Source organism: Bradyrhizobium canariense (genome assembly GCF_018130465.1).
GTDB lineage: Bacteria > Pseudomonadota > Alphaproteobacteria > Rhizobiales > Xanthobacteraceae > Bradyrhizobium > Bradyrhizobium canariense_C.
Window position 1 is genome coordinate 290,604 of sequence record NZ_JAFCKJ010000003.1, and the last position, 13,029, is coordinate 303,632.

General features: G+C 65.1%; 11 protein-coding genes, 1 tRNA gene and 1 pseudogene. 1 reads left to right on the forward strand and 12 read right to left on the reverse strand.

Translation table 11 applies throughout. From position 1 onward, the window contains the following. Nucleotides 1-9 precede the first annotated feature (9 nt). From JQ591_RS10150 to JQ591_RS10180, 7 genes are all read right to left on the reverse strand, one after another. Nucleotides 10-1,173: a PspA/IM30 family protein gene (locus JQ591_RS10150; protein WP_211395863.1), complete on the reverse strand. Its 1,164-nt coding sequence runs from the start codon at nt 1,171-1,173 to the stop codon at nt 10-12. Nucleotides 1,174-2,175: 1,002 nt separating this feature from the next. Then, nucleotides 2,176-2,559: a RidA family protein gene (locus tag JQ591_RS10155; RefSeq protein WP_211395864.1), complete on the reverse strand. Its 384-nt coding sequence runs from the start codon at nt 2,557-2,559 to the stop codon at nt 2,176-2,178. A 16-nt stretch (nt 2,560-2,575) separates the two neighbouring features. Beyond that, complete coding sequence (locus tag JQ591_RS10160) at nt 2,576-4,909, reverse strand: acetamidase/formamidase family protein (RefSeq protein ID WP_211396424.1); 2,334 nt, start codon at nt 4,907-4,909, stop codon at nt 2,576-2,578. A 133-nt stretch (nt 4,910-5,042) separates the two neighbouring features. Next, on the reverse strand, nt 5,043-6,284 hold the full coding sequence (locus JQ591_RS10165; protein ID WP_211395865.1) for an acetamidase/formamidase family protein: 1,242 nt from the start codon (nt 6,282-6,284) through the stop codon (nt 5,043-5,045). Nucleotides 6,285-6,342: 58 nt separating this feature from the next. Beyond that, nucleotides 6,343-7,965, reverse strand: a complete 1,623-nt coding sequence (locus JQ591_RS10170) for an amino acid ABC transporter permease/ATP-binding protein (RefSeq protein ID WP_211395866.1) — start codon at nt 7,963-7,965, stop codon at nt 6,343-6,345. Then, nucleotides 7,965-8,897 carry an ABC transporter substrate-binding protein gene (locus JQ591_RS10175; RefSeq protein WP_211395867.1) on the reverse strand — a complete coding sequence of 311 codons (933 nt, stop codon included), beginning with the start codon at nt 8,895-8,897 and terminating at the stop codon, nt 7,965-7,967. Before JQ591_RS10175 ends, JQ591_RS10170 begins: the two co-directional genes overlap by 1 nt. A 426-nt stretch (nt 8,898-9,323) precedes the next feature. Continuing rightward, nucleotides 9,324-9,584 carry a hypothetical protein gene (locus JQ591_RS10180; protein WP_211395868.1) on the reverse strand — a complete coding sequence of 87 codons (261 nt, stop codon included), beginning with the start codon at nt 9,582-9,584 and terminating at the stop codon, nt 9,324-9,326. Between the two features lie 257 nt (nt 9,585-9,841). Between JQ591_RS10180 and JQ591_RS10185 the strand changes: the two genes are divergently transcribed. Beyond that, nucleotides 9,842-10,054, forward strand: a complete 213-nt coding sequence (locus tag JQ591_RS10185; RefSeq protein WP_211395869.1) for a hypothetical protein — start codon at nt 9,842-9,844, stop codon at nt 10,052-10,054. Between the two features lie 86 nt (nt 10,055-10,140). Here the strand turns inward: JQ591_RS10185 and JQ591_RS10190 are convergent, their stop codons facing one another. From JQ591_RS10190 to JQ591_RS10210, 5 genes and pseudogenes are all read right to left on the reverse strand, one after another. Continuing rightward, on the reverse strand, nt 10,141-10,287 hold the full coding sequence (locus JQ591_RS10190; RefSeq protein WP_211395870.1) for a hypothetical protein: 147 nt from the start codon (nt 10,285-10,287) through the stop codon (nt 10,141-10,143). A gap of 190 nt (nt 10,288-10,477) precedes the next feature. After that, nucleotides 10,478-10,551: transfer RNA gene (locus JQ591_RS10195), tRNA-Cys, on the reverse strand. 57 nt (nt 10,552-10,608) lie between these two features. Then, nucleotides 10,609-11,205 (reverse strand): annotated as a pseudogene (locus tag JQ591_RS10200) (ABC transporter ATP-binding protein); the annotation flags it as partial. Nucleotides 11,206-11,371: 166 nt separating this feature from the next. Then, on the reverse strand, nt 11,372-12,088 hold the full coding sequence (locus JQ591_RS10205) for an ABC transporter permease (RefSeq protein WP_249136737.1): 717 nt from the start codon (nt 12,086-12,088) through the stop codon (nt 11,372-11,374). A gap of 198 nt (nt 12,089-12,286) precedes the next feature. After that, complete coding sequence (locus JQ591_RS10210) at nt 12,287-13,021, reverse strand: tRNA-uridine aminocarboxypropyltransferase (RefSeq protein ID WP_211395872.1); 735 nt, start codon at nt 13,019-13,021, stop codon at nt 12,287-12,289. Between the last annotated feature and the right edge of the window lie 8 nt (nt 13,022-13,029).

The following is a 13,029-nucleotide window of genomic DNA, read 5'->3' on the forward strand; positions in this document are numbered from 1 at the left end:
ACACAGGACTCAGGAGCGCGACTTCAACCGCGCCAGCCTCGCTGCAATCTCCTTGTCGCGATGCAACGTGCTGAGCTCGTCGATGTCGCTCGAGAACGGGATCGATGCCGGAACGCCGGTGGCGCGCGCCACCGCCCTGCTCGCACGAAGCGCCTTCGCCGCCGTCGAGGTGCCGCCGGGCTTCCGCGGTGACGTCGAGGCCTGGTGACTTGCGGCCGCCTCGCTCTTTTCCAGGTCGGCCCGGCGCAGTTCGGCATCCTGGAGCGCCGAGAGTACGGCACGCAGAGACGTCACGCACTGCTCGATCTTCTCGTTGTTCTCGTCGATGGCGCGGGAGAGCACCTCGAACTGGGCCTCCAGATCCATCTGCCGCGCGATGCCGGCGCGGGCGAGATCGTCGCGGCTATCAGCGATAGCGCCCTCGATCTTGGGAGCGAGATCGGTCATCTCGCGCTCGATCTCGGTGCGGCGCGCGTTGAGGCGATATTCCTCGGCGCGCGCAGACGCGAGCGCATCGCGCGCCTCGGCCTCGGCGCGCTCGATTTCGCGGATGGCCTGTCCGACTACCCCAAGCTTGTTCTTGCCCTCCGCCTGCTCGATCGCGTCGTAGGCAATCCCGGCGATCAGGCGCCCGACCCGCGACAGGAAGTTCTCGGGAGCGGCAGCGATGGTATCCATGGCGTTCTCCTCCTCTGGCAGATTGTTCGGCGTGACGCCGTAGTGAACTTCGAAGCCGTCGTCGGTGCGGATCAGGTGCGCGGGCGCGCTCTGCCCCCAGCCCTCGGCATAGCCGGCGTAGTCGAAGGGCACGCTGAAGCGTCCTTGCACGGTCGCAATCGAAATGGTGGCGGGACCCTTGATCTTGGCGAGCTTGTCGTCGAGCGGCAGGCGGCGGCCCTTGGCGGCGCGATAGTCGGCGCGGTCGCGCAAGCCCAGCGTCACCAGCCGCGATGGCAGCGCGGTCTGTTTGCGGATCGGCTCATAGGCATGGGCATGGAGCAGGACGACGTTGGAGCCCACATTATGGCTCCGCGCGACCTCGTCCAGGATCTCCATCATGCGGTCATAGGCCTGGAACGTCGCCTCCAGCGCGGCCCTGGCGGCCGGGTCAGGGGCAAGCCGGTAACGCAGCGCGGACGGCGCGTTTCGAGACGACAGGCTCATGGAAAGCACTAAAGCACCATCTTGGTGCTTTCGGAAGAGGAGGCTTGATCACGTTCCACTGATCCTTGGGCACTCTAAGGGTTAGTCGCTGGCCGCCGGCCGCGCGTTCAAGGCGGGTCCATCACCCCTAGATCACCGCCGATCAAGACTTCTTGCACGCGCGGGTTGCAATTTGAGACGAGTTGGAGGGAGCCTTCGACGATCCGGTTGCCGCTCTCTCCACGTCGATATTGCCTTCGTCCCCGTCATCCTGAGGTGCGAGGCGTGCGGTGCAAAGCACCGCGCGGGGAGCCTCGAAGGATGAGCGGCCGCGATGCAGCCGGGCCGTTCACCCTTCGAGGCCTCCGCTTCGCTCCGGCACCTCAGGATGACGGTGATAGGCCTTGCGTCATGTGTACGCAGACACACCTTCGCATCCTCGCGACGCATCTCGCCCGAGCTTTGCTTCATCTCATCACCCTCCTCCGTCAGAGGGCGCAGGGAAGACCGGGTGCCGGCCGGGCACCCACGGTCCACTGTGCGAAAGGTGGTTACAAAAAGCTGCACAGCGGCATACAGGTGAAGCCCAACAACCGGCCTTCCCTGCGCAGTGGTTTTACGGCTTATGCCGAGTTCTCCCCGGGGAGCGATGCACTATTGCCCCCGTCGCCTTGCGGATGGCTGATGCGCGGGCCCGGTCGGGCCGCCCACATCACCACAAGACTTGACGCACAGACCCCGGGCGTCAGGACGACACGGTTTTGCCGTACGCTGGTCGCACCGGTCGTGTGCGCGACGCCTTCGCTCACGGTTGCCCGCCCTGCGAAACCTGTCGCGCCGATGTGACTAGCGTCCACCGCAGCTCATCCCGCGTTTCGTGACGATCGCGATACGCCCCTCTGACAGGGATGAGGTGGCGAAGGAATACGTTAAAGCCGAATTTCGGTAAAGTGGAATGTTTTTGCAGGCGTAGATTGACCCGTTGTTTGTGTGTTTTGCCCGTCGGGCAACGCAAGGGATTGTGGCATCTCGTCACGGCCGCCGGCACACCAGGTCGATTTCGATCAACGCGTCATAGGCTAAGCCCGTGACACCGACGCAGGTGCGGGCCGGCAGCCGGTCCAGCGGAAAGAACCCGCGATAGGTCTCGTTCATCGCGACGTAATCTTCCTTGAATTGCGTAAGATAGATGCGCGTCATCACGACGTGCTCGAGGCCGAGATCGAGTCCGGCCAAAACGACTTTCAGGTTCTCCATCACCGCGCGGGTCTGCGCGACGATCCCGTCGGGCAGCACGCCCGGCGCCTGCGGTGTGTCCGGCATCTGGCCGGTGACGAACACGAAGCCATCGGTCTCGACGGCGTGGCTGAAGGGCGCGACCGGCTTCGGTCCGCCGCTGATCATGTGGAATTTCACTGGAGTATCCTTCGGTTTAAGGCGCGTCCTGGAACAGGCGCTTGCTGATGATCGCGTGCACGCCCCAATTGCCGTCGACCACCTGCGTGACGCCGAAGTCGACGGCGGCCGACATCAGCGCGATCGCCTCGTCCTCGCTGAGACCCTTCACGTTCATCAGGAAGCGCCGCATCTTGCGGAACGCATCTTTCATGGCGAGGTCGAGCGAGGACTTTGCGTAGACCTCGCTTTGGCCCTGAGCGCCGAACTCGGCGAGGTAGTTGGGATGGCTGAAGCCGGTCAGCACCCAGTCGGTTTCGGTCTCGATCAGGGGATAAGAGAGATCGGCGAAGGGCTGGCCGGCAAGGTCGGCTTTCTTGTGCAGGATCACCTCGAAGGTTCCGGTCATTGAGCATTCGATCGCGGTGCCGCTCAATTCGCCGTCGCCTTGCGTGGCATGGGGATCGCCGACCGATAGCAATGCGCCGGGGACGGAGACCGGAAGATAGACGGCCGCCCCCTTCCCCAGGCGCCAATTGTCGAGATTGCCGCCGAAATAGGACGGCGGCACGGAGTCGATGAAATCGACCTCGCGCGGCGCCACCGCGATCACGCCGAAATGCGGGCGCAAGGGAATGCGGATGCCGTCGAGCACGGCGTGGCGGCGCTTCACCGTGCCGGGCAAGACCGGAACGCCGGGATAGTCGTAAGTGGGGTGCACCACGCCAGACGGGTCGGTCTGCGGCTCCCAGCGGTAGGAATACAGCGCGCGGGCGTGCGGCGCATCGGTGTCGTCGAAGATTTCGTAGATCGTCACGACCTCGCGCGGCTTCGGCCCTGACAGAAATTCGTCGTAATGATAGCCCCACCAGGCCGCGACCGAGGAGCCGAACACGCGCCCTGAATGTTTCGGATGACGACTTGTGCGCGGGACGATGTCGAGGATCCGCACTTCCAGCACGTCGCCGGGCTGGGCGTCCTTCACCGCCACGGGCCCCGTGCAGATGTGCACGCCAAAGCCTTCGCCGGCGCCGCGACCGAAGACACTGGCATCCATCGGACCCGCGCCGCGGCGATCCACGTTCTTCCTCGCCCTGGTCCAGCCGAATACGTTCTCGGCGGCGGCATCGCCTGCGATCATCAGCTCGGGATCGTCGGAGGCGTGCTGCGTCAGCGTTTCGATGGTGATGGTATCGCCCGAATTGATCTCGAGCTGCGGCTGTAACGAGCGACTGAAATAGCCCCAATGAACACGGTCGGCTTCGATCGGAAGATGATGATGCTTGCGTTCGGCGGTTCTCGGCTCATCGATGTCGGTACGGGCGAGATTGCCGTGCGCCTCGGCACTCGCCTGGTGCACGCGAAGCTGCGCCAGCGCATCCTGCGGCCAGCCGCGCTGACCGGTTATCCCATGCTGCGTCGTCGCCCGCTCCGCCTCCTGCTGGCGAAAGTCGCGCGGCGGCAGTCCGAAGCGATGGCGGAAGGCGCGGCTGAAATGCGCGGAATCGCCAAAGCCATAGGCGTAGGCGATCTCCGAGATCGAACGATGCGCCTCGGCCGGATTGGACAGATCGGCCCAGGCGCGCTGCAGCCGCCGCTCGCGGACATAGTGGGTAAAGTTGTCGCCGACCGTCTCGAACAGCTTTTGCAGATAGCGCTCGGAAATCCCTTCGGCCTGCGCGACGCGCGCCGGCACCAGTTCGGGATCGTCGAGGCGGCGTTCGATGGTCTGGCAGATGCGGTGCAAAAGTGCCGACTGCGTCGCGCTCGATCCGGCGTCGGACGTCGATGCCGCCAATTGATGCGCGAGTGTCAGCAGGAGATCGACGAGCGACTGCGCGACCGCATTCCATTCGGCATCGCTCAGCGTGTCGAGCGTGCGCGCGGTCGCGTCCATCAAGCGCGCGAAGACGTCGGCAAAGCCGCTGGGCGGAACGACCCTGGGTTCGCCGAGCCGCGGCCTGCCCGAGAGCCGGCCGTGCAACGCCTCCGACGTCACCGACAGCACGATGGCGCGCATGTCGCGCTGGAACACGATACTCCAGTCCCCGCTCCGCGGCAGCAGCACGAGATGGCCGACCGGAACGATGCGATGGCCGCCGGCGCTCTTGAGCACCATGCCGTCTTCGACCGGCATCAGCGCAATCGGCAGGTCCTCGTTGGCTTGCGAGAGCGGACCGATGGTCTGGGCTCCCGCCGCCATGCGCGTCAGCGCGACGCCCGCGGCGTGGCGATGCGACGCCGTTGCGTGCCCGTCGAGGAAGGAGTGGCCGGTCGCCGGTTGCAGGCCGACCGCGGCCAGCACGTCCCGCCAGGCTTCGGGGCGGTCGCCTTGCGCGTAGGACTCGCTCGTGAAGGGACGGAAGCTCATCGGATCGACCCAGATTGCAGTGGATCGAAGCAACCTCTGTGCCAGACGCACGTGGTCATCCGTCGCAGCGACGGGCCGCAAATGACGCTCTTTGGTCACGTCCTCATCCCGAAATGGAATGTGTTTCAACGCATTAGTCGCACCGGAAGATGTTCTTGCGGATCGTGCCGTGAACGCCCCAATTGGCGTCGACCACCTGGGTGACGCCGAAATCGGCGCCGACCGACAGCAGCGAGATCGCCTCGTCCTCGCTGAGGCCGTGCACAGTCATCAGGAACCGGCGGAGTTTTCTGAACGCATCGCGCATCGCACGGTCGAGACTCGAGTGGTTGGCAATCTCGGTTTGTGCGTCGGCGCCGAGCGCGGCGAGGTAGTTCGGATAGGTGAAGCCGTAGAACGACCACGCCTGATCGGTCTCCAGCATCGGATGATCGAGACCTTCGAGGCTGGTGCCGGCGAGATCGGCCTTCTTGTGCAGGACGAACTCGAAATCGCCGGTCAGCGAGGTCTCGATCGCGGTACCGCCAAGCTCGCTGTCGCCTTGCGCGGCGTGGGGATCGCCGACCGAGAAATAGGCGCCGGGGACCGCGACCGGATAGAACATCCGCGCGCCCTTGCCGATGCGCCAGTCGTCGATATTGCCGCCGGTATAGCTCGGCGGAATCGAGCTGACGAAGTCGGCCTCCGACGGTGCGAGCCCCATGGTGCCGAAATGCAGGCGTGCCGGCACCTTCACGCTTGCGAGGATGTTCTCGCGCTTCTTGATCGTCGCATGGTCGACGCGGACGCCGGGATAGTCGATCATCGAATGCACAATGCCGTCGGGGTCGGTCTGCGGCGTCCAGACGTAGTTGTAGACGGCCTTGGCGTAGGGCTCGCCGGAGGTGTCGAGCTCGAAGATGGTGACGACCTCGCGCGGCTTCGGCTCCTCGATCAGGTCGTGATAGTGAAAGCCCCAGTTGGCGGCGACGTTGGAGCCGAAGCAGCGGCCGGCATGGCACGCGCTGCAGCTCGGCCGCGGCCGCACGTCGAGAATGCGCACTTCGAGGATGTCACCGGGCTCGGCGCCTTCGATCGCGACCGGGCCGGTGAGCAGATGCACGCCGATCCCCTCGCCTGCGCCGCGAATGAACGGGCCTTCGGTCGGACCCGAGCCGCGCCGCGCGACGGCCTTGTGCTCGCGGGTCCACTGGAACACGCTCTCGGCACCGGGATCGCCGGCGATCATGCGCTCGTAATCGTCGTTGGCATGGTGGGTCAGCGTCTCGATGGTGGCGCGATCGCCCGAGCGCAGCGTCAGGGCCGGCGCAACCTTCTTGGAGAAATAGCCCCAGTGGACGGTTTTCGGCGAAACCGGCAGCGTGAAATGCTTCATGGCTTTAACTCTTCTGACTTGGCCTCTTCGGGAGTCTTGAACCTTGTGGAGACCGTGCTCATCGCACCGTCTCCGGAGTCTTGTCGGCTTCCATCACGCTGAGGAAACGCGCGGTCAGCGGATTGCGGGGGTTGGAGAGCACCTCGTGCGCGGGCCCCTCCTCGATGATCGTGCCGCCGCTCAGGAAAGCGACCCGGTCGGCGACCTCGTCGGCGAAGCGGATCTGGTGCGTCGAGATGATCATGGTGAGGCCGTCATCGATGGCGAGCCGCCGGATCACCTCCAGCACCTCGCTGACGAGTTCGGGATCGAGCGCCGAGGTCGGCTCGTCCAGGAGCAGCACGCTGGGGTTCGGCGCAAGGGCCCGCGCGATGGCGACGCGCTGCTGCTGGCCGCCGGAGAGATGCCGCGGCAACGCGTCGGCGCGGTGCGACAGCCCGACCCGGTCGAGCAGCTCGGCGGCGCGGCGATCGGCATCGATGCGGGTCATGCCGTGCACCCAGCGCAAGGGACCGGCGATGTTCTCCTTCGCCGAGAGATGGGCAAACAGGTTGAATTGCTGGAACACCATGCCGACGCCCACGCTTGCCCGCTCATTGGCGATCGCGCGTGGCGGCAGCAGCTTGCCGTCGTCGTCAAAGCCGAGACGGCGGCCGCCGACGCGCACGGTGCCTCCGTCCCAGCTTTCGAGATGATTGATGCAGCGGAGCAGCGTGCTCTTGCCGGAGCCGCTGGGCCCGAGCAGCGCGACGACCTCGCCGACGCGCACGGTGAGATCGAGGCCGCCGAGCACTTTTTGCGCGCCGTAAGCCTTGGTGAGGTCCTTGGTCTCGACCGCGATGTTGTTGCGCGAAATCGTCGCCGCACGCCGGGTCCGCTCCTCGCGGGTCAGCGCCCGCGGCGGCGCGTCAACAGGCTGCGCCTGCACGGGTTCGGGCTCATGCGCCGTGACCGCGGCAAGTTCGAGTTTGGCGGCGAGGTCGACGCGACGCCAGGGCAGATAATCGGCGAGCTTGCGCTGGCGACCTTTGGCGCGGTCGAGATCGAGCAGCCATTCGACGAAAAGCTGGATGACGCTGATGGCAAAGGTCAGCACGAGGTACAGCAAGCCCGAGGCGAAAAAGATCGAGAAGAAGTCGAAGGTCGAGGACGCAAGCTGGGTCGAGCGCAGCGTCAGCTCCTGGACCGCGACCACGGAGGCCAGCGAAGAATTCTTCAGCGCACTCACGGCCTCGTTGCCGAAGGCAGGGATCATGGTGCGGATCGCCTGCGGAGCGATCACCCGCCACATCAGGATCCGCGGCGTCATGCCGAGCGCCTGGCCGGCCGTCACCTGCCCGCGATCGACGCCGAGCACGCCGGCGCGCAGCATCTCGGCGATGAACGGCGCCTCGTTGCAGGCCAGCGCAAGGCCGGCGGCGAGCAGCGCCGGCAGCTTGATGCCGATATGCGGCAACGCGTCGTAGGCGAACACCATTTGCAGGATCAGCGGCGTGCCGCGGAAGATCACGGTGTAGGCCCTGGCGATCGCCGCCAGCAGCCAGAAGCGGGAGAGCTGCATGCCGGCGAGGATCAATCCAAGGATCAATCCGCCGCCGAGCCCGAGGGCAGTCACCTCGAGGGTGAGCTCGATGCCCTCGAGCAGATACGGCATGCTCAGGTAATGGAGGAACAGCGACATCAGTCGGCCGTCAGAATGTCAGGCTCCTTGAAATTGTTCACGTCAAGCCCGTGCTTCTTCAGAAGCTCCATATGCGTGCCGGCCTTCTGCACCTCGATCAGCGCGGCAAGCACGGCGTCGCGGAATTTCGGCTTGTCCTTGGGCACGGCGATGCCGACCGAATACGGAATCGTCACCGCGGTCGCCTTTTCCAGCTTGTCCGGATAGGCCTTCACCGCGCTGTCGACGGTGTTGACGTCGTTGACATAGGTGTCGGCACGACCGGCGAGGATCGCCTGGATGCAGTTGGCGTTGTTGTCGTAGAGCTGGACGGTGGGCTCGGCCTTGCCGGCCTTCTTGCACTCGGGCATCAGGGCCTGGATCAGGGGCACCTCGACATAGCCGGTGTTTTCGGCGGCAGCCGCTCCGCACATCGACATGTTGATGCCGTTGATGCCCTTCGGGTTACCCTTGGCGACCAGCACGCCGTCGAACACTTTCGAGTAGGTGATGAAGTCGGCGGCCTTTGCGCGCTCCTTGGTGGCATAGATGTCGGAGATGACGATGTCGGCTTGTCCTGCGGCGAGCGTGGTCAGGAGTGCCGCGAACGTCACCGGCTTGTAGGTCAGCTTGAAGCCGAGGCATTCGCCGATGGCTTCACCGAGATCGATGTCGAAGCCGATATATTTGCTGGGGTCCTTCGGATCGATGGTCTCATAGCCTGGCGTGTGCGGGTTGATGGCGTTGACGAGGGTCTTGCCCTTCCAGTCCGGATATTTGTCCTGGAGCGCGGCGCAGGCCGCAGGCGCCGCGGCCTGCGCGCTCAGCGGCGCGGCTGCCAGCGCGCCGAAAGCGACGGCGGCGCCGAGCGTGGCCTTGCGCCAAGACAGCTTGCGCCAAGACAGCGTTGCACGCGCGATCCCCCGCGTCTGGGGCAATACCGGTCTCTCCATCTCCAGCTCCTTCGAATTGTCATGGCAATGGCCATGTTCCAAATCTCGGAAGCGAGCCTAGGAGGAGAGCGGACCGGAAAGCTTGTCCGCGGGCGTACAAAAAATTGGATGGAGGGAGCCCGTCATTTGGGCACGCGGCTGCACAAAAACTGTTCGCGCGTGAGAGATGCCCGCGGCACGCAATTCCGAATTCGGGAGAGCCAAACGATTCCCGCGGCACGCACCGGTCTGCATGATCAGAGAATCATTTGGTAAAGTCGTTTGACAGAAATGTGACGTTCAAGACCGCATCTGCGGCCGACATCCGAACCAGATCACCGCCGTCCACAGCCTGTCCGCAGCATACCCACTGTATATCCACAGGCCGACCATGCCGGATTCGCGAGCCCGTATACCCTACTTGCTGCGCACAAACCCACAGGGCGCTCAGCCGCCGGCCTGGTCGAACACGGAGCGGCAGGCCTCGCTCAGGCTGGCGCGGTTGCGGCGCAGGCAGGCCGTGATGGCCCGGACGTTGGGGATCTCGCCGGCGCAGAGGCGGTAGACGTCGGGGGTGCAGGCCCGGCGTTGCTCCTGTGTTCCCTGGGCGTGAGCCGCGGAGGCAAACAGCGTCAGGAACAGCCCGAGGGTCGAGGCGCGACGCGCCCGGCTTTTCACACCCGCAAACCGCAAGAACCTCGCCTTCATGACCAGTCTCCCGTCCTGCCCTGCCCGCCCGGCCTGTCTTGGCCGGCGTGCAAAGGGGTAGGAGAAATAAACAGCGCAAGATGTGATCTCCTTCACATTGCGGGCGCCCGGCCGGAACCTAAAATTATCGAGGGGATTTTCATGAATCGCTAACCAATCGGGACCCGATTGGCAGATCGTTAAAATGCGAACGATCGGCTCAATCGGGCAACAAACCGACTTTGCGACATTGCGCCATCCGCGGTCCGGAGGGTGTGATGAGCGAAGCCGAATTCAACTTGCTGCTGGATGCCGTCCAGGACGCCATGGTCTATGAAGATCATGCGTTCGTGCCGGAGGAGGATGTCGTGCCCCGTTCGTGGACGTATTACGCGAAGCCCAAGGCCTACGCGAAGCCCAAGGCCGCCAATGACAACGAGGGCGCCTGGCCCCTGCTGCCGTTTCCGGACGGCTGGTACGCGGCCTGCTGAGGTCAATTTCACAGTGAGCCGACGCGCCCGCGCTCTGCGGGCGTTTTGCCATAGGCCTTACGCCGCGAAATCCGGCGCGGCCGCGATCAATTCTTGACGCGATCCTCGCCGTCCAGCGGCGCCCGGTCGGGTGTGGCCGACGGAAAGATGCTGTCATAGATCGCGCGGGCCTCGCGAATGAGGCGAGCCCGTTCCAGCTCGGATTTCGGGACAAATCGGACGATTTCGCTCACGTGCTCTCCAGCGCTCGATCGTTGGGATGCATCACTTCGCAGATGCGAAGACTATGCCAGGGGGCTGAATGGCGGGTTTCCGCCAGGCCCCGGGCAAACCCGGTGTGCGCCGCCGGCAGGCATCGCCCGCGCGGGCCCGATGGCAACCGCGATACGATCGAATATTTGCTGAGATATCAGGAGCTTGTGATGGAGGCCACGTCGGGACTCGAACCCGAGTAAACGGTTTTGCAGACCGGCGCGTAACCACTCCGCCACGTGGCCCCAACGAGGGCGGAGCAATATAGGGGATCACGGGTTTAGGCAACCCCGACCGGACGGCTACGGCTTCGCGCCGCCGAGGTATCTGCCGAGAATCTCGTCGATGGTGCCGGCCGCCGCGACCCGTCCCTCCTCCAGCAGGATCGCGCGGTTGCAGGTGCTCTTGATCAGCTCGATGTCGTGCGAGGCGAGCACCAGAATGCCGGCGCGCAGGACGATCTCATCGAGCCGCTGCCGCGCCTTCTTGCGGAATTGCTGGTCGCCGACGCCGATCCATTCGTCGAGCAGCACGATCTCGCCCTCGACGGCGGTTGCGACCGCAAAGATCAGGCGCAGCATCATGCCGCTGGAATAGGTGCGCAACGGCAGGTCGAGCCGGTCGCCGAGCTCGGTGAATTCGGCGATCTCCGCGCGCCTGGCGTCGATCTCGGAGCGCCGTGCGCCGATCACGAGCCCGCGCCGCATGATGTTCTCGTAGCCGGTCGCTTCCTCGTCGAACCCGGCCGAGAGATCGAACAGCGACAGGCAGCGGCCGAGCACGTTCACGCTGCCCGACGTCGGATGGTAGATGCCGGCGAGCACCCGCAGCAGCGTGGTCTTGCCGGCGCCATTGGCGCCGATGATGGCGACGCGGTCGCCGGCACGGATGTCGAGGCTGACGTCGTTCAACGCGGAGACGAGGTGCGGGATCGCTGTCTTCCGTCGCAACGTCACGGCGCTGACGAACCGGCTGCGCAGCGAGCGGTCGCGGAACGACAGGACCGGAAAGGTGACCGAGACGTTGCGAAGCGCGATATGGGCTGCGGGGGTCATATCTCGCGTCTCACAGCCAATACGCCACGCGATGGCGGTATTTTGCGTAGCAGCCAAGGCTGATGACGGCCACGACGGCCGCATAGGTGATCCCGAGCAGCCATTGCTCCGCATCGGTCGGCTGCGAGAGCAGCGGCCTGCGCACCAGATCGAGCAGCGTCGCGAACGGATTGGCGCGGATCAGCCAATAAAACGCGGTGCCGCGCACGGTGTCCTCGGTCCAGATGATCGGCGTCAGGAAGAAGACGAATTGCAGGCCGCTGACGATCGCCGTGCCGATGTCGCGAAACCGCGCGCAGAGCATGCCGAGCGTGACCGAGCCGCCCAGCAGCACGACGAGCAGGATCGCAAAGCCCGGCACCGCGAGCAGCATGCTCCCATGCAGCGGCCACGGCATCACGAGATAGAGCAGCACGACGATCACCAGATGATGCGCGAAGATGAGGACGTTGCGCGCGATCATCTGGAGCACATGCACGATCAGCGGCGCCGGCACCGCCTTGATCAAATGGCCTGCTGCCACGAAGATGTTGGAACCTTCCTGGAGCGTCGTCGCGATCAGCGTCCAGACGATCAGGCCGACGGCGAAGGGCGGCAAAAAGCTCGTGATGTCCTGCCTGAACAGTGCCGCATAGACCGTGCCGACGCTGGCAATCGTCGCCGCGAGCGTCAGCGTGATCCAGAGCGGGCCGATCACGGTGCGCCGGTAGCGCAGCGAAATGTCCATCAGGGCGAGCGTGCCCCAACGATCGAACCGCGCCGCCTGGGCAAGGATTTCCTTGGCTGCAAGCTGAATGCGACGGCCCCTTCCGCTTCCGGCGTTCCGATGGTGCGACAGGATAGCAGATCGCGGCCTGTTGGCCGACCGTCTCTATCCGCCCGCCCCTGGCGGGGCAATCGACCGTACGGATGATCCGGGCCTAAGTCAGGCTCGCTTGCCCCGCCGGACACCGCGCCGGCGGTCTTTCACCGGCGGCTTCGGAGCCAGTTCCGGCATCTCGACCTGGACCTCGCGGTAGCGCGTCAACATCCGTTCAAAAGTGGCATTCAGCGTCTCGGCGATGTCGGGGCGCTTCTCCAGAGCTGAGAGGATCGTCGCTGCGGCCTCGATGGTCGACAGTCCGTCCTTCCGAGGCTCCTTGCGCAGGCGCCCGTAGCGCGAGGGCGCGGCCGGGTTGAGGATGACGCGCTGGCATTTCAGCATCCAGGGGTTGCGCCACCACAGTGCCTTGGCCTGACTCCAGGTGCCGTCGAGCAGCACCACGCCTTCGAGCTTGCCCAGGAGCGCGCGCTGATTGTCTGCGACCTCGCCCTTGCGGTTGAGGGCCAGGATTTCGCCCTCGGCCTCGAGATCGGCGGCGTGCGCCGAGCCGAGATAGAGCACGGCCCAGTGCGAGGCGTTCTCAATCGGTTGCCCCAGCGCCTTGGACAGGCTCGGCCAGGACAGGCCGACGCGCAGCGTGGCATTGGCGAAATGCTTCGCAAGCAGCCGCGCGGTGCCGAGCGCCCTGTCCTGCTCCTGCGGATGCTGCAGGATCAGGAGCGAGAGCCGGTTCTTGATGGGCGTGACGCTGTCGCAGATGCACAGCGGCATCGGCTTCTGGCAGTGCGGGCATTCGGGGATCGGATCGGCCGGCGCGGCGGCGGTGGGGTTCGACATGGTTGCCG

Coding starts and splice junctions, on each gene's coding strand:
- JQ591_RS10205 (WP_249136737.1), bottom strand. CDS start 12,088: ATGGACATTTCGCTGCGCTACCGGCGCACCGTGATCGGCCCGCTCTGG.
- JQ591_RS10180 (WP_211395868.1), bottom strand. CDS start 9,584: ATGAAGGCGAGGTTCTTGCGGTTTGCGGGTGTGAAAAGCCGGGCGCGT.
- JQ591_RS10210 (WP_211395872.1), bottom strand. CDS start 13,021: ATGTCGAACCCCACCGCCGCCGCGCCGGCCGATCCGATCCCCGAATGC.
- JQ591_RS10160 (WP_211396424.1), bottom strand. CDS start 4,909: ATGAGCTTCCGTCCCTTCACGAGCGAGTCCTACGCGCAAGGCGACCGC.
- JQ591_RS10170 (WP_211395866.1), bottom strand. CDS start 7,965: ATGTCGCTGTTCCTCCATTACCTGAGCATGCCGTATCTGCTCGAGGGC.
- JQ591_RS10185 (WP_211395869.1), top strand. CDS start 9,842: ATGAGCGAAGCCGAATTCAACTTGCTGCTGGATGCCGTCCAGGACGCC.
- JQ591_RS10165 (WP_211395865.1), bottom strand. CDS start 6,284: ATGAAGCATTTCACGCTGCCGGTTTCGCCGAAAACCGTCCACTGGGGC.
- JQ591_RS10175 (WP_211395867.1), bottom strand. CDS start 8,897: ATGGAGAGACCGGTATTGCCCCAGACGCGGGGGATCGCGCGTGCAACG.